Annotated in this window: 14 protein-coding genes and 2 pseudogenes; 12 read left to right on the top strand and 4 right to left on the bottom strand. The window is 71.0% G+C overall.

What is annotated here, in order from left to right; all coding sequences use genetic code 11:
- Nucleotides 1–5 precede the first annotated feature (5 nt).
- From IEY95_RS37600 to IEY95_RS50465, 3 genes and pseudogenes are all read left to right on the top strand, one after another.
- Nucleotides 6–1,016, top strand: coding sequence for a zinc-dependent alcohol dehydrogenase family protein (locus IEY95_RS37600; RefSeq protein WP_189190700.1), 1,011 nt, complete (start codon nucleotides 6–8; stop codon nucleotides 1,014–1,016).
- Between the two features lie 66 nt (nucleotides 1,017–1,082).
- Nucleotides 1,083–1,721: an MBL fold metallo-hydrolase gene (locus IEY95_RS37595; protein WP_189190699.1), complete on the top strand. Its 639-nt coding sequence runs from the start codon at nucleotides 1,083–1,085 to the stop codon at nucleotides 1,719–1,721.
- Between the two features lie 289 nt (nucleotides 1,722–2,010).
- Nucleotides 2,011–2,220 (top strand): annotated as a pseudogene (locus IEY95_RS50465) (NADPH:quinone reductase); the annotation flags it as partial.
- A 26-nt stretch (nucleotides 2,221–2,246) separates the two neighbouring features.
- Here the strand turns inward: IEY95_RS50465 and IEY95_RS49580 are convergent.
- Nucleotides 2,247–2,477 (bottom strand): annotated as a pseudogene (locus IEY95_RS49580) (magnesium transporter CorA); the annotation flags it as partial.
- Nucleotides 2,478–2,645: 168 nt separating this feature from the next.
- Between IEY95_RS49580 and IEY95_RS37585 the strand changes: the two are divergent.
- The 3 genes from IEY95_RS37585 (at nucleotide 2,646) to lysA (ending at nucleotide 5,199) form a co-directional block, all read left to right on the top strand.
- The gene (locus IEY95_RS37585) at nucleotides 2,646–3,182 is read left to right on the top strand and encodes a universal stress protein (protein ID WP_189190697.1); all 537 of its coding nucleotides are present in this window, start codon (nucleotides 2,646–2,648) and stop codon (nucleotides 3,180–3,182) included.
- A gap of 177 nt (nucleotides 3,183–3,359) precedes the next feature.
- Entirely contained in the window at nucleotides 3,360–3,785 is a 426-nt protein-coding gene (locus tag IEY95_RS37580) for an SAV_915 family protein (protein WP_189190696.1), read from the top strand.
- Between the two features lie 13 nt (nucleotides 3,786–3,798).
- Nucleotides 3,799–5,199: a diaminopimelate decarboxylase gene (lysA, locus tag IEY95_RS37575; protein WP_229703614.1), complete on the top strand. Its 1,401-nt coding sequence runs from the start codon at nucleotides 3,799–3,801 to the stop codon at nucleotides 5,197–5,199.
- A 35-nt stretch (nucleotides 5,200–5,234) separates the two neighbouring features.
- Here lysA and IEY95_RS37570 read toward each other — a convergent pair whose 3' ends face one another.
- The gene (locus tag IEY95_RS37570) at nucleotides 5,235–7,049 is read right to left on the bottom strand and encodes an APC family permease (protein ID WP_189190695.1); all 1,815 of its coding nucleotides are present in this window, start codon (nucleotides 7,047–7,049) and stop codon (nucleotides 5,235–5,237) included.
- Nucleotides 7,050–7,483: 434 nt separating this feature from the next.
- On the opposite strand from IEY95_RS37570, the gene IEY95_RS37565 reads away from it, so the two are divergent.
- Nucleotides 7,484–8,374 (top strand): hypothetical protein, encoded by an 891-nt coding sequence (locus tag IEY95_RS37565; RefSeq protein WP_189190694.1) that lies wholly within the window; start codon nucleotides 7,484–7,486, stop codon nucleotides 8,372–8,374.
- A 134-nt stretch (nucleotides 8,375–8,508) separates the two neighbouring features.
- Nucleotides 8,509–9,174, top strand: coding sequence for a class F sortase (locus IEY95_RS37560; RefSeq protein WP_189190693.1), 666 nt, complete (start codon nucleotides 8,509–8,511; stop codon nucleotides 9,172–9,174).
- Nucleotides 9,175–9,241: 67 nt separating this feature from the next.
- On the opposite strand, the gene IEY95_RS37555 is transcribed toward IEY95_RS37560, so the two are convergent.
- On the bottom strand, nucleotides 9,242–9,658 hold the full coding sequence (locus IEY95_RS37555) for an ATP-binding protein (protein WP_189190692.1): 417 nt from the start codon (nucleotides 9,656–9,658) through the stop codon (nucleotides 9,242–9,244).
- 258 nt (nucleotides 9,659–9,916) lie between these two features.
- On the opposite strand from IEY95_RS37555, the gene IEY95_RS37550 reads away from it, so the two are divergent.
- Genes IEY95_RS37550 through IEY95_RS37540 form a run of 3 tightly spaced genes read left to right on the top strand, consistent with a single transcriptional unit; the run spans nucleotide 9,917 to nucleotide 13,239 of the window.
- On the top strand, nucleotides 9,917–10,762 hold the full coding sequence (locus tag IEY95_RS37550; RefSeq protein ID WP_189190691.1) for a helix-turn-helix domain-containing protein: 846 nt from the start codon (nucleotides 9,917–9,919) through the stop codon (nucleotides 10,760–10,762).
- Between the two features lie 11 nt (nucleotides 10,763–10,773).
- Nucleotides 10,774–10,959: a DUF397 domain-containing protein gene (locus tag IEY95_RS37545; protein ID WP_189190690.1), complete on the top strand. Its 186-nt coding sequence runs from the start codon at nucleotides 10,774–10,776 to the stop codon at nucleotides 10,957–10,959.
- Between the two features lie 3 nt (nucleotides 10,960–10,962).
- Complete coding sequence (locus tag IEY95_RS37540; RefSeq protein WP_189190689.1) at nucleotides 10,963–13,239, top strand: protein kinase domain-containing protein; 2,277 nt, start codon at nucleotides 10,963–10,965, stop codon at nucleotides 13,237–13,239.
- Here IEY95_RS37540 and IEY95_RS37535 read toward each other — a convergent pair whose 3' ends face one another.
- Complete coding sequence (locus tag IEY95_RS37535) at nucleotides 13,240–13,779, bottom strand: GNAT family N-acetyltransferase (protein WP_189190688.1); 540 nt, start codon at nucleotides 13,777–13,779, stop codon at nucleotides 13,240–13,242.
- Nucleotides 13,780–14,015: 236 nt separating this feature from the next.
- On the opposite strand from IEY95_RS37535, the gene IEY95_RS37530 reads away from it, so the two are divergent.
- Nucleotides 14,016–14,783, top strand: a complete 768-nt coding sequence (locus IEY95_RS37530; protein ID WP_189190687.1) for a transglutaminase domain-containing protein — start codon at nucleotides 14,016–14,018, stop codon at nucleotides 14,781–14,783.
- The last annotated feature ends 82 nt before the right edge of the window (nucleotides 14,784–14,865 follow it).

The raw sequence follows: 14,865 nt of genomic DNA, 5'->3' as shown, positions 1-14,865 counted from the left end.
GCGCCATGGCAAGACTCGTACAGTTCGACCGGCTCGGCGGCCCCGAGGTCCTCACCCTCCGCGACGTGGAGGTGGGCGCTCCGGGAGCGGGAGAGGTGCGGATCCGCGTCGACGCGATCGGCCTGAACCGGGCTGAGATCATGTACCGCGAGGGCGGCTACTTCTACCAGCCGGTCTTCCCCTCCACGCTCGGTTACGAGGCCGCGGGCGTGGTCGAGGCCGTCGGCGAGGGCGTGACCCACCTCGCCGAGGGGGACTTGGTCGCGGTCGTGCCGGCGTTCCTGCAGAGCGAGTACGGCACGTACGGCGACCATGTCATCGTTCCCGCCTCGGCCGTTGTGCCTCGCCCCGCAGACATCGACCCCGTCCAGGCCGCCGCCGTGTGGATGGCCTACATCACTGCCTACGGGCCGCTCGCCGAGTCCGGCCAGGTGCGCCCGGGCGACCATGTGCTGATCACCGCCGCCTCCAGCAGCGTGGGCCTGGCCGCGATCCAGGTCGCCCGGCATGTCGGTGCGATCCCGATCGCCACCACGCGTGGCGCCGGCAAGAAGCAGCGCCTCCTGGACGCCGGTGCGGCGCACGTCATCGTCACCGACGAGGAGGACCTCCCCGCCCGCATCAAGGAGATCACCGGCGGCGAAGGCGTCCGTCTGGCCTTCGATCCCGTAGCCGGCCCCGGCGTCGAGACCCTCGCCCAGGGCATCGCACCCGGCGGCAGCCTGGTCGTCTACGGCGCCCTCGACCCGCGCCCCACCCCGCTGCCCAACGCGCAGTCCTTCCCCGCGCTGACCAGCAGCACGTACACCCTCTTCGAGATCACCACGAACCCCGAGCGGCTACGCCGCGCGGTCGCGTTCGTCAACGCGGGCCTGGCCTCGGGGTCCTTCACCCCGGTCGTCGACCGCACCTTCGACCTCGCGGACATCGCCGACGCGCACCGCTACATGGAGGCCAACGGCCAGGTCGGCAAGATCGTCGTCACCGTCACCCACGACGACGCCACGTCCTCCTGAACCTTCTCCCCGACCTACCGCGAGCACCAAGTCCACGCGAGCACCAAGTCCAAGAGAAGGAGCGTCATGCGACTCACCAAGTTCGGCCATGCCGCCGTCCGTCTGGAGAAGGACGGCCAGACTCTGGTCATCGACCCCGGGGCACTCACCGAGCCCGAAGCCCTTGACGGCGCCGACGCCGTCCTGGTGACCCACGAGCACTACGACCACTTCGTCGAGGAGAATCTGCGCGCCGCCGCCGAGGTCAACCCCGGGCTGCGCATCTGGACCAATCCGGATGTCGCCAAGCAGCTCGACGGGCTCGGCGCGGGCCGGGTCAATGCCGTCACGCACGGCGACACCTTCACCGCGGCCGGATTCGAAGTCGAGGCCCACGGTCAGTGGCACGCCCCGATCCATCCGGAGCTGCCCAACTCCCGCAACATCGGCTTCGTCCTCGACGACGGCAAGCTCTTCTACCCCGGCGACGCGTTCACCCTCCCGGAACGGAAGATCGACACCCTCCTGCTGCTCTCCCACGCACCGTGGGCGAACTCCACGCAGATCTTCGACTACGCCCGTGCGGTCGGCGCGTCCCGCGCGTTCAACACACACGACGCCCTGCTGAGCGACGCCGGCCGCGCCATCGTCGGCGGCTTCTTCGACACGCTCGTGCCCGGCCTCGCCTACGCCAAGCTGGCCATCGGCGAGTCTGTCGAAATCTGAGACCGCCCGGGCAGTGCGGTCCGGTGGTGACCAGCAACCAGCCCCGACCAACGCACCAACCCTCACGACGCCGGCTCTCCGAGCGCCAAGACGCAGAGAGCAGCCGTGCCCCATCGCCCTGCAGCGCCTCACGCCCTCAGCGCCCGGCCACCGCTCCCTGCGGACACCCGAGGGCCGCGCTCACCATCGCGCGTACGCCGGCTCGGCGTACCCACTCTTCGTCGCCCGCAGGGCCGTATCGCCCGACGGACGGTCGAAGCCCCTTCTGAGAGCACCAAGGAGTCACATCATGAGCCGAGCCGTCCGTTTCCATGAGACCGGCGGACCTGAGGTCCTGCGCCTGGAGGAGATACCGGACCCGGTGCCGGCGCCGGGCGAAGTCCTCATTCGCACCCGGGCGTTGGGGCTGAACCGGGCGGAGTCGATGTTCCGGCTGGGCGAGTACGGCATCGACCCGGTCTTTCCTTCCGGTCTCGGCTACGAGGCTGCCGGAGTGATCGAGGACGTCGGGGCCGGTGTCACCGGCACCGCGGCCGGGCCCTTGGCGAGCTGGTGCGGGTCGGCTTCGAGGTCCTCGCGCAGCGGGCCGAGGGAGCCGTGGTGTCCGTTCCTTACGGTCACCACGAAGTCGGGTCCGGCGAAGACCATGATCGCGCCGGTGTCGACGACCTCGCTGGTCGCGGTGAGTTCGGCGTGCTCGACGTAGGTCACCGTCTTGAAGACGGCGAACAGGACGTCGCCGTACTGCGCAACCTCGGCCGCTCCCACTAAACGGGACGTCAGGGTGCCCGCGGCGTCAGAGGAGCGTCATGAACCGACTCTCCGACGTCAGGCGAACGTCAGCACCACAGTCCGCCGCGGGCCTCGGCCACTTCCATGGGAGACGAATGTCCGTCTGGGCGTACGTCGAGGGGTGAGCAAGCGATGGGTGAGAGGGAGCGGCTGCGCGTCGTCGCCGGCGTGAGTGGGTCGCTGGGCAGTCTGGCGGCGCTGCACCGGGCCGCGTACGAGGCGCGTCGTACCGGTGCCGAGCTGTTGGTCGTCACCGCCTGGCAGCCGCCCGGCGGTGACACCGCCCATGGGCGCGGGATGTACCCGTCTCCGCTGGTCGACTTCCGGCGGGAGGCGGGCGAGCGGCTGCTCACCGCGCTGCGCACGGCCTTCGGCGAAACCGGGCCAGGGGTTCCGTTCCAGGGCCTGGTCGTACGGGGCTCGACGGGACGTGCCCTGGTGGAGACCGCCGACCGGGCCGACGACCTCCTGGTGATCGGCGCGGGGTGCCGCGGCCGGGTGCACCGCGCCCTGTTCCCTTCCGTCGGCCGGTACTGCGTCGCGCACGCCGCCTGTCCGGTGCTGGCCGTGCCGCCCTCGCCCCTGGAGGGCGAGCTCGCCACCATGCACCGCCGCATCGGCCTGCGGCTGCCGCTCGACGCCCGGGAGCTGATGGACGGCAGGTCCTGACCGGTCGCCGGCCTCGGTCTTCCCGTGCTCCGTCAGCATCGCGTTACGGGTCCGGGGCTTCCCGTCAAGCATCCGTCAGCGGGGCGATCCGATTCCGGACAGACGGGCAAAGCTTTCACCGAAGCGCCCGGCCGAATCGATCGGCGGCGCACATCGCCTTCTTCGAGGAGCGGCACGATGTCTCCAGTCGACTATTCCGAGGACCCCGAGCCTTCTGAACGCGTCCCGGCCGGACGTCCCGGACTTCTCTTCGTCCCTGTCCGGTCGGGGCCCGCGGGCTGCACGGCCCGGTTCTTCCGCACCCTCCTGGGCGGCCGTACGGCCGTCGGATTCACGTCGGCGGAGAAGCTCACCGCCGTTCTGGGCACGGACCAGGCCTGCATCAGGCTCTCCGAACCCGCGCTGCGCGCGCTCGCCGCGCCGCTGGGCGTCACGGCCCTCACCATCGACCCGCCGCTCTCCGCCCCCGCGGCCGACCGCACGGCGGCAGCGGTCCGTGAACGCGAGAACTCCTGGCGCCGCTGGCATCCCCAGCACGTCGGCGCCTTGCGAGTGACCAGCGCCGCCGCTGTCGTCGCGTGTCTGAACCTGCTGATCGGCTGAGGAGGCGCCCGCCATGACCGTTTCCCTTCCCTCGTCCGTGCCCTCGGATCCCGAGGCGCTGTCCCGCCTCCTCGGCGACAAGGACAGCGACAACAGCAGTGGCAGTGACCGCGACGCCGACGGCCTCTCCGTCTGGCCCCGCTCCGCGCGCCCCGAGGCCGACGGTGACGTCTCCGTCGGCGGCGTCTCCCTCGCCGAGGCGGCCGACCGATTCGGCACCCCCGTCTACGTGCTGGACGAGCAGGAGGTCCGGGAGCGCTGCCGCACGTACCGCACGGCGTTCCCCGAAGCCGATGTCGTCTACGCGGCCAAGGCGTTCCTGTGCCGCGCGATGGCGCACTGGGTTCAGGAGGAGGGGCTGGGGCTGGACGTCTGCTCGGCCGGTGAGCTCGCGCTCGCCGTCACCTCCGGCTTCCCGCCGGAGAAGATCGTGATGCACGGCAACGCCAAGAGTCCCGAGGACCTGCGCACCGCCCTGCGGCTCGGTGTCGGACGCATCGTCGTGGACAGCACGTCGGAGATCGCCCGGCTGGCGGCCATCACTCCCCCCGACACCCGCCAGAAGGTCATGGTGCGGGTGGTGCCAGGCATCGCGGCCGGCGGACACGCCAAGGTGCGCACCGGCACGGACGACCAGAAGTTCGGCCTGTCCATCACCGACGGGTCCGCGCAGCACGCCGTCACCCGGATACTCGACCAGCCGCACCTCGAACTCGTCGGCCTGCACTGCCACATCGGCTCGCAGGTCGCCACCGTCAAGCCGTACGTCGCCGCGGTGCGCCGGCTGGTCGGGCTACTGGCCCGCATCCGCGACCAGCACGGCGTCGCCCTCCCCCAGCTGAACATCGGCGGCGGCCACGCCATCGCCTACCGGCCCGGCGAGGAGAGCATGAGCGTCTCCGTCCTGGCCGGCCGGGTCCGCGCCGAGCTGGAGGACGGCTGTGCACAGGCCCAACTGCCCGTGCCGCGGCTCACCCTGGAGCCGGGCCGGGCGGTCGTCGGACCCGCCGGAGTCGCCGTCTACCGGGTCCTCGCCGTCAAGCGCACCGCGGAGCACACCTTTGTCGCCGTCGACGGCGGCATGAGCGACAACCCGAGGCCCGCGCTGTACGGGGTGCGGTACGCGCCCCGGCTCATCGGCCGCCCCTCCTCCGCGCCGCCCCGCCTCGTCACCGTCGTGGGACGGCACTGCGAGGCGGGCGATGTCCTCGCGGACGAGGTGGCACTCCCGGGTGACGTACGCCCCGGCGATCTCCTCGCCGTCCCGGCGGCCGGCGCCTATCACCTGTCCATGGCGTCGGGGTACAACATGGTGGGCCGCCCGCCGGTAGTCGCCGTGTCCGACGGCATCGCGCGCGTCCTCGTACGCCGCGAATCGCTGGACGACATGAGCCGCCGGGACGTCGGGTTGTAGCCCGGGTGCCCAGGTCGGGCTGCGGCCGAGGCCCCTCAGAGGCTCAGCCGGTACGGCACCACGCAGACGACGACGTCCGTACGGGCCCTCAGCGCGGCGGCGAGCAGCAGCCCGCGCTGGTTCTGGAGGATCTGGTAGCGGCGGTGGAGGGGCTCGACCTCCGGGATGAGAACGGCGATCTGCCGTCCCCCGTCCACCGCCCGCTGGACGTAGTCGACGATCGGCTGGACGAGGGAGCGCTGCGGGCTGTCGATGATGTCCAGCCGTACGCCCGGCGCCCAGTGCGCCCAACTTTCCTGCAGCGCCCGGGCCCTGGCGGGGTTTCCGTGCACGGCGACCGCGACGACCTCGTCGCCCAGGGCGCGAGCGGCCGTCAGGGCGAGCTGGGTGAGCTTGCTGACCTCGCCGACCGGCACGATGACGAGGGAGTCGGTGACGCGCGGGGGCGGCGGGACCTCGCCGAGTCCGAGCTCTCTCCCGACCGCGGTGTAGTAGCGCTGGATGCGGGCGAACAGCAGCATCAGCAGCGGAATGGTGACGACCACCACCCAGGCCCCTTCCAGGAACTTGGTGGTCAGCAGCACCAGGCCCGCCACCGTGGTCAGAACCGCGCCCAGACCGTTGAGCAGTGCGCGCCGCACCCAGCCCGGCGGACGCTCCCGCACCCAGTGCCGCACGAGCCCGATCTGGCTGACGGTGAAGCCGATGAACACGCCGATCGCGAACAGCGGGATCATGCGGTGGGTGTCGGCGTCGACCGCGATCAGCAGTCCGGCGGCCAGCAGGGCCAGGGCCACGACTCCCCACCGGTACACCGGCCGCTCCGTGCGCAGCCCGAACAGGTGCGGCAGCCGGTGGTCCTTGGCGAGCAGGCTCATCAGGACGGGCAGCCCGCCGAAGCTGGTGTTGGCGGCGAAGGCGAGCGCGAGAGTGACGATGAGGTTGGTCGCGTAGTACGGCCATCCGGTCCCGTAGGCGCCCGCGGTCAGCTGCGCGAGTACGGTGACGCCGCCGCGCGGGGCCACATGGTCGCGGCGGATCAGCGCGGCGAGGCCGATCAGCATCAGCCCGAGCAGCGCGCCCAGCATCAGCTCGGTGCGCTGGGCCCGCTTGACGCGCGGCTCGCGGAAGCTCGGCACACCGTTGGCGATGGCCTCGACCCCGGTGAGCGCGGAGCAGCCGGAGGAGAAGGCCTTGAGGAGCAGGAGGATTCCCAACGCCTCGGTGGCATGAACGGGTTGGGTCCGGCCGACGACGGCCACGGGATGGTCGCGGACCAGCCCGAGCACGACGATGCCGAGGATGCTCACGATGAACAGCACGGTGGGCAGCATCAGCACCCGCGCGCTCTCGGCCACGCCCCGCAGATTCACCGCCGTGAGCAGCGCCAGCCCGACGAGACAGATGCCGAGCAGATGCGGGCCGAGGGAGGGGAAGGCGGAGGCGAGACTGGCCGCGCCGGCCGCCAGGCTGACGGTCACGGTGAGCACGTAGTCGACGACGAGACTGGCGGCCGCGAGCAGGCTGACGGTCGGCCCGAGGTCCTTCTTGGCCACGGCGTACGCGCCGCCCCCGTCCGGGTGCGCGGCGATCACCTGCCCGTACGACACGACGAGTACCGCGAGCAGCGCGGCGATGACGAGCGTCACCGGCAGTGTGGCGGTCAGCGCGCCCGTCCCGGCGGCGATCAGCACGAGCACGATCGCCTCGGGGCCGTACGCGACCGAGCTCAGCGCGTCCAGCGACAGTGCGGCGAGCCCTTCGAGACTGGTGAGGTGGGACTTCTCGCCCTCGCCGTGCCGCAACGGGACTCTCGGCCGCAGTTCGCGGCGGGCCAGGCCGTACGCCATCGGGGACCTCGCGGTGCAGGGGGCGGGGGCTGCTCGGGCCAGTGTGACCGGACCCCGCGGTGCGGGGCGTCAAGGACGCGACCGGGCCGGGCGCGTCTCGGAAACGGGCGGCTCTCCCCACGACTCCCGCTGCTCCGACCGGTCCTGACGTCTCCTCGTGTGCGCAGTCGTGTTGCGACCGATCGGGTTATACGTTCGGCGCGTCGCCCACCGGAACGCCGCTGCTGAGCTAAAGCGAAACGCCAGGTCAGAAGTGATCCCGGCGGCCCCGGGGCAGGCGAGAGGGCGCCCGTGCGCGGGCCTCGGGGGTGCGCCAGGTGAGCGGCTCGAGTGGTGAGCGGGGCGGGACAGCCTGACGGTGGATCACGTCGGGGCCAGGTTTTCCCACGCTGACGTGGTGTCAGCAGCCCGGCTGCGACGGAAGGACACCGACGATGCGATCTGCCCGCATGCTCCTCGCTACCGCGACGGCCACGGCCGCTCTGGCGATCGGTGCCCCAGGCGCCTTGGCCGCCGCCGCGGCCGACTGGGACAGCAGCGACGACTCTTCGTACAGCAAGGGACACGACAACGACAGCGGCGATGACTCTTCCTACAGCAAGGAGCACGACAAGGACAGCAGCCACGGCAAGCCGAGCGGCGGGATGCACACGGGTGGCGGTGCGCTGACCACGGTGCGCAGTGACGACCCCGGTGGCTCCGACCACGGCGGCAAGAACGACTCCGGCTCCGACCACGGCGGCAAGAACGACTCCGGCTCCGGCTCCGGCAAGAGCGACTCCGGCTCCGGCTCCGGCAAGAGCGACTCCGGCTCCGGCTCCGGCAAGAGCGACTCCGGCTCCGGCTCCGGCAAGGACGACTCGTACGGCGACGACTCCTACGGCGACGACTCCTACGGCGACGACTCGTACGGCGACGACTCCTACGGCGACAACTCGTACGGCGACGACTCGGGCTCCGGCCACGGCAAGCCCAGCGGCGGCATTCACACCGGCGGCGGCGCGCTGAGCCTCCTCAGGAGCGACGACGGGGGCAAGCAGGACAGCGGCGACAAGAGGTTCGACCCGGAGACCTACAAGGACAAGGGCTCCGGCTCCGGCTCCGGCTCCGGCTCCGGCTCCGGCAAGGACGACTCGTACGGGGACGACTCGTACGGCGACGACTCGGACTCCGGCCGCGGCAAGCCCAGCGGCGGCATGCACACCGGCGGCGGCGGGCTCGCCTCGACGGGTGGTGTCACGGCCGGCGGGCTGGCGGTCCTGGGGGTCGCCGGCGCGGGCGCGTACATGCTGCGCCGTAAGAGTGCGAGAGGCGGTGTGTCCTGATCGATGTCAGACGACATAGGTGACATAGGCGACATAAAAGCCTGGGCCGCCGCCCCTGCACCTCGCGGCGGCCCGGCTGGCTCTGTTCGTGCCGTATCCGATCCGCTGCCGTGATCCCAGTGAGGTGGTGCCCGATGGCAGCCCGGCTGTCCTCCCTCATCGAGCCCGAACCCGTGCCGCGCAAGCAGGGCTTCCGCCGCGCCCTGACCTGGATCGTGTGGTCCGCCCTCCTCCTGGTCCTCGCGTTGAACCTGCTCGGCGGCTCCGGTAGACCGTTCAGCGCTTCCCTTACGCCCGGTACCGGGGCGGCGCACCCGCAGTCGGCCATGGGATCGAGCGGACGGCATCTGCCGCGGTCCACGCCGACGCGGCTGCTCATCCCCAAGATCTCCGTCGACGCCCCTTTCACCACCCTCTCCATCGGCCCCGAGGGCAGGCTCAACCCTCCGCCCGCCGACGACACGAACCTGGTCGGCTGGTACGCGGACGGCGTGTCCCCGGGGGAGGCGGGAACCGCGATCATCGCCGGGCACGTCGACACGACCACGTCCGCCGCGGTGTTCGCGGGTCTCAGCGATCTGGAGAAGGGGGACAAGTTCAAGGTCAAAAGGGCCGACGGGCGCACAGCCTCGTTCGTGGTGGACAGCCTCGAGACCTTCGAGAAGGACGACTTCCCCGACAAGCGCGTGTACGCCGACACCCCCGACGCCGAGGTCCGACTGATCACCTGCACCGGCGACTACGACCACAGCGCCAAGGACTACACCGAGAACCTGGTGGTCTTCGCCCACCTCCTGTGACCGGCCCGGGGTGCCGCCCTCGCGCCGTCGCTCGCCCGACGGCCCGAGCCACCCGCCACGGCCCTCATCACCTCGGCACGGACAGGTCGAACCACACCGCCTTGCCCTCCGGGTAGGGCGGTCCGTCGTGCCGACGGGCGGCCGGGGCAGTGCCCCAGCGGCCGTTCGTGAGGGCGTCCACCAGCTGTAACCCGCGACCGCCGAGTTCCCACCCCTCGGCGGTCAACTCCCTTGCGACCGGCGGGTTCTCGTCACCGTCGTACACGATGACGCGTACGCGCCCGGGCTCCACGGACAGCCACAGGGCCGAGCCGTCCCCTCCCTTCGCGTGCACGCAGGCGTTCGTGACGAGTTCGGAGGTGCAGAGCGCCGCCGTGTCGACGAGGGCGTCGAGTCTTTGGGTGCGGAGGACGGAGGCGACGAAGTCGCGGGCGATGTGGGGGGACGTGTCGAGGAGTGGGCAGAGGAGGGTGTATTCGGGCACGGGACATCAACTCCGGGGGGCAGGTGGGGGGTTGGGGGGTGGTCGATTCCCTGCCCGCTAGTGGCCTCGCCCCGGGTGTCGACGGCCCGCGGTGGCACTTCCAACTGGCAGTAGGCACAGGAGAGTTGCGGATGAGTGACGACTCCGACACTCTCCGTGAGTACGCGATGACGGTAGCGCTGATATTTGTTCCCCTGCAACCTCGTCAGCAGAATTACCTCGACGGGCAGACTCAGGGGCGATCACAGGGAGGGCGCCATGCCACCGAGGACCAACCCCACTGCACGTCAGAGGCGCCTCGGCGCGGAGCTGCGCAAATTGCGGGAGGCCGCAGGTGTGATGTCCCGCGATGTCGCCGCGTATCTGGGTACGAGCCAGGCCCAGATCAGCCACATCGAGTCCGGAAAGAATGGCATCGGCGAGGCGCGGCTCCGCAGACTCGCCGAGCACTACGCCTGCGACGACGCCCAACTCATCGACGCGCTGGCCGAGATGGCCAGCGAGCGGGACAAAGGCTGGTGGGAGGAGTACCGAGGCGTCCTGCCTCCTCGAGGGCTCGACCTTGCCGAGCTGGAGCACCACGCGCCGTACGTCCGCACGTTCCAGGTCGTGCACATCCCCGGAGTTCTCCAGACCGAGGAACACGTGCGCGCGGCCTCGATCTTCATGGAACCGAACCTTCCGGAAGCCGACCGCGAAGCCCGTGTCGCGTTCCGGATGCGGCGCCAGCAGGTGCTCGATGCGTCGATCCCGTACGACGCGATCGTCCACGAAGCCGCGCTGCGTATGCGTGTTGGTGGCCCCAAGGTTGCCCGCGCCCAACTCGACCACCTTCTCAGGGCGTCCGAGAGGACGAACGTCGGGATTCGTGCGATCCCCTTCGCTGCCGACGGCTTCGCCGGGGCCGGCTACCCCATGCAGTACGTTGGCGGCGTCGTCCCGCAGCTGGACACCGTGCAGATCGACACGACGCACGGCGCCGAGTTCATCGATGCCACGGCCCAGCTGAACCGGTACCAAGCCCTCCTCGAACGCATCGACAGGACTGCACTCCCGCAGGAAGCTTCTCTCGACCTCATCCGCCGTATCGCCCAGGAACTCTGAAAGGTGTTCTCGTGTCCTCACCCCTCCCCTGGCAGAAGTCGTCGTTTTCTGGAGGCGGAGGCGACACGGATTGCTTGGAGATAGCCACCGGCCCCACCACCCTCCACCTCCGAGAAAGCGACCACCCCACCACCGTCCTCAGCCCGTCCCCCAGTGCCTTCCGCGCCCTGCTCGCCACTGTGAAGGAAACGGCCTGACCCGTGCGCGGACGACGACTCGACAACCGATACGAACTGATCGAACTGCTCGGCTCCGGCGGCATGGGCGAGGTCTGGCGGGCCAGGGACGAGGAGCTGGACCGCGAGGTGGCGGTCAAGATCCTCCTCGCGGCGCGGGACGACGACGCGAACCGCGACGAGGCGCTCGCGCGGTTCCGGCGCGAGGCGCGGGTCGCCGCATCCCTCGACAGCCCCCACATCGTCGCCGTGCACGATCACGGGACGGACGGAGAGAGCCCGTACCTCGTCATGGCGCTCGTCGAGGGGCGCACGTTGGAGGAGATCCTCCGGGACAGCGGGCGCGTGCCGGTCGAGGACGCGCTGCGGTGGATCGGGGATGTGTGCCGGGGGCTGAGCGCCGCCCACTCCGCCGGTGTCGTGCACCGGGACATCAAGCCCGCCAACGTCATGGTCACCGGTGAGGGCGCCGCGTCCGTCGCCAAGATCGTCGACTTCGGCATCGCCAAGTTCACCGAATTCCGGGCCACTGACCCGCGGTTGACCCACACCGGTCAGCTTCCCTTCGGCAGTGTTCAGTACATGGCGCCCGAGCGCTTCCACCAGCGGCGGGGCGACGGCCGTACCGACCTGTACGCCGTCGGGTGCGTGCTCTACGAACTCCTCGTCGGCAGGCCCCCGTTCGTCGGCGACGCGGCGGGCATCATGTACAACCACCTGCACGACGAACCCCTGCGGCCGAGCCGGGCCCGAACCGAACTCGCCCCTGCCGTCGACCGGTTGGTCCTCGACCTCATGGCCAAGGACCCGGACGACCGGCCCGCCGACGCGGAGGCGGCGCTCACGCGCATCGAAGCGGTGGCGCAGCCGCCGGCTCCTCCTGCTCCCGCCCCGGCTCCGGTGACCGCACCCCCACCCACACCCACACCCACACCGGCACCGGCACCGGCACCCACACCGGCACCGGCTGTCGTACGGGAATCAGCCCCCGAAGACGCCAAGCCGCCCGCGCCCACCCCGCAGCGGGTGTCCAAGGAGGTCGCGAAGCAACCCCCGCGCCGCTCCCGCCGCACCCCCGTGTTCGCCACCGCCGCCCTCCTCGCCGTCGGCATCCCCGCCGGGATCGGGCTGGGCATGTCGTCCTCGGACGGCGACGACGGCGACGGCCGGGGCCAGGCCCCCGCCATCGGGAAGACCTCGGCCGCTCCGACGACGTACACGCTCGGCGTGGGGTACGCCTGGGGAGAGGACGAGGACGGACAGGTCCCCGAGATCCGCACCCAGGTCGTCAAGGCCGCGCTGAAGGAGGCCGAGCGGCGGGCGAAGCGGAAGATTCCCGTAGACGTCGTCGCCGTGGAGGACTACGGGCAGACGCCTGCCGAGAGGCTGCTGGAGCAGCACCCCGGGATGATCGCCATGGTCGGCGACATCGGGGACTTCGCGAGCGCCAAGGTCGACTGGTCACCGCGGATGGCGATGGTCGACACCTGTAGGGACGGGGGTCGTCCGGACTACGAATACGCCCTCCCCGCCACGGAGTTCGAGGTGGGGCGGCAGGCGGCCCGCTATCTCAAGGGGGCGTACGACGTCGGCAAGGTCGTGGAGACCTCGGACAGTTACTGGGACACGGACACCGACAAGGACACCTTCGGACACGGGTTGCGCGCGGCCGGGCTGACCGCGCTGCCGTTGCCCTCGCAGAAGGGTTCCGACGACATGACCAAGAGCGGCATCGCGGCGGACCTGGACACGTCGCGGCCGGACGCCGTGACCGTGGCGGATCTGCGGGCCGGCGGCGGCGAGGAGAACATCGTCCCGGCCGTACGGGGCCGCGGCACACTCATCGCCGTCCACGCGAGCTACGCGTCTGCCTGCGACGTCTCGGACGACTTCGAGATGTTCGCCAGGCAGGACAAGCAACTCCCCGACGGAAGCCTCCGTTTCCGTACCTTCAACGTCGAGGCGCAGAAGCCCGACTGCACCGTTTTCCCCAAGCTGTGCACGGACGACGCCGAACTGAGGAAACTGCTGAAGTACCGCGGCACGGCCGAGCTGTACGACGCCACGCTCGCCGTCGCGGCCGGGATCGACCAGGTGCTGGGCGACGGAGACGGTGAGCGGCCGGGCGCCGACAGCACTCGTACTCAGCTGCGGGCCACCCTGGAGACGGTCGAGACCGACGGCCTCCTCGGGCACTACGGCTTCAAGGGGCACCAGGCGCAGAACCGTCCGGTGTGGGTCGACCGTCTCGTGGGCGGAAAGTGGAAGCAGTTGGGAACGGTCGAGCGGCTCACCGGGTGATCAGGACCGGGCGGCCTCCAGGGTGATCCAGAAGCGGTCCTCGCCGTGCATCCGGCCGTCGGGGACCCCGCCGTTGGCCCGTATCACCCGACGTGACGGCTCGTTGTCGGCGTCGCAGGTCAGCAGGACGCGGTCGAGGCCCAGGCGGCTGCATTCGGCGAGACCCGCCGCGAGCATCCTTGTGGCGTGGCCCTGGCGGCGCCACGGCCGGACGACGTGATAGCCGACATGGCCCCCGGCCTCGGCCAGCTCCGGTGTCAGCCGCTGCCGCACGACGAGCGTGCCGAGGTAGTGCTCACCCGAGACGTACCAGAACAGGGTGGACGGCACGCCCCAGCGGATCTGTTCGCCACGGCGCTGTGCGACGTAGGCGTCGAAGTCGTCGGTCGCCGCGTCGAGCCACTCCATGGGCCTTCCCTCGGCTACGCAGTCGGTCCGCTCACCGGCCAGGTACGAGTCCCGCACCACGGCTGTGGGCCAGACCAGACACGCCGGTTCCCTGAGTCGGGCCGGAGGATTCACGTGGTTCGGAGATGTCATGCGCTTCAGTCTTCATCCAACTCCGCCGCGGTTCCTCCGATTTTCGGGCTCGCCATCGCCGCCGCGATCGCGCGGGGTCACGGCGGCCGTCCGGAACTGGACACCGCGCCGGGGAAGGGCTGCACGTTCCGGCTGCTCCTCCCGAGGTCCTGAACTCCTGGACCGGGCCCGTGTGATGGTGGCCGGGCCCGTGTGATGATGGCCGGGATCGGCCACAGGGACATGGGGGGACGGACATGACCAGTCGCTTGTTGATGCCGTGCCGGCGCGCGGATGCCGTACGGGCCCGGACGCCCGAGCCCGTCCGCGGCTCGACCCGGCCCACCGCGATCCTGGACTGGGAACACCCGGCCCTCCGGGCGTTGGTGGAGCGGATCCCGGGGAACGGCGACGCACGGGAGGCACTGCGCGCGGCCCACGGGATCATCGCGCGCGAGGTGCGGCCGGTCTACTCGGTGGACGACCGGCGCCGTGCCTCACTGACGCTGGAGCTCGGGCGCGGCTCGTGCAGCCAGCGGATGGCAGTGCTGGAAGCGGTCGCGCGGGCGCTTGACGTTCCCACCCGGGTGCGGGGGCTGCTGGTGGACGGCTCCTTCTGGTATCCGCGCTTCCCTCATCTCAAGCCGCTCGTACCGGAGCAAGTGCTGCTGGCGTGGCCCGAGTTCCTGCTGGAGGGCGCCTGGGTGCCGATCGCCGAGCTGTTCGGAACCCTGACCGAACTGAGCGCGACGTCCGGCGCCTTCACCAACAAGGGCGGCGAGACCCTCTTCGACGCGGTGGCCCGTACGGCGGTCGACTGGGACGGCACGGCCCCCGCGAGCTGCGCCGGCGCCCCCGGCACCGACTGCGACCTCTCCGCACACGTCCGCCTGGACCTGGGCCACTTCACCTCCCGCGACGAACTCTTCGCCCGGCACGGGCAGACCCTGTGCCTGGCGGCACGGACGCTTGCCGAGCCGGCGCTGGGGCGGTGGAGCGCGGGGGCACGCGTCGCCCTGGGCTGAGGCAGGGAACGGCAACGGCTCCCGCCGGGGCGACCCGGCGGGAGCCGTCTTCCTGGGTCCGCGCTCCCGCTCCCGGGTCGCC

This window comes from Streptomyces albiflavescens (genome assembly GCF_014645835.1).
In the GTDB taxonomy this organism is placed as follows: domain Bacteria; phylum Actinomycetota; class Actinomycetes; order Streptomycetales; family Streptomycetaceae; genus Streptomyces; species Streptomyces albiflavescens.
The sequence above is the reverse complement of the archived record's forward strand: the minus strand, read 5'-3'. Positions and strand labels throughout refer to the sequence as shown.

Coding starts and splice junctions, on each gene's coding strand:
- IEY95_RS37600 (WP_189190700.1), top strand. CDS start 6: ATGGCAAGACTCGTACAGTTCGACCGGCTCGGCGGCCCCGAGGTCCTC.
- IEY95_RS37595 (WP_189190699.1), top strand. CDS start 1,083: ATGCGACTCACCAAGTTCGGCCATGCCGCCGTCCGTCTGGAGAAGGAC.
- IEY95_RS37585 (WP_189190697.1), top strand. CDS start 2,646: ATGGGTGAGAGGGAGCGGCTGCGCGTCGTCGCCGGCGTGAGTGGGTCG.
- IEY95_RS37580 (WP_189190696.1), top strand. CDS start 3,360: ATGTCTCCAGTCGACTATTCCGAGGACCCCGAGCCTTCTGAACGCGTC.
- lysA (WP_229703614.1), top strand. CDS start 3,799: ATGACCGTTTCCCTTCCCTCGTCCGTGCCCTCGGATCCCGAGGCGCTG.
- IEY95_RS37570 (WP_189190695.1), bottom strand. CDS start 7,049: ATGGCGTACGGCCTGGCCCGCCGCGAACTGCGGCCGAGAGTCCCGTTG.
- IEY95_RS37565 (WP_189190694.1), top strand. CDS start 7,484: ATGCGATCTGCCCGCATGCTCCTCGCTACCGCGACGGCCACGGCCGCT.
- IEY95_RS37560 (WP_189190693.1), top strand. CDS start 8,509: ATGGCAGCCCGGCTGTCCTCCCTCATCGAGCCCGAACCCGTGCCGCGC.
- IEY95_RS37550 (WP_189190691.1), top strand. CDS start 9,917: ATGCCACCGAGGACCAACCCCACTGCACGTCAGAGGCGCCTCGGCGCG.
- IEY95_RS37535 (WP_189190688.1), bottom strand. CDS start 13,779: ATGACATCTCCGAACCACGTGAATCCTCCGGCCCGACTCAGGGAACCG.
- IEY95_RS37530 (WP_189190687.1), top strand. CDS start 14,016: ATGACCAGTCGCTTGTTGATGCCGTGCCGGCGCGCGGATGCCGTACGG.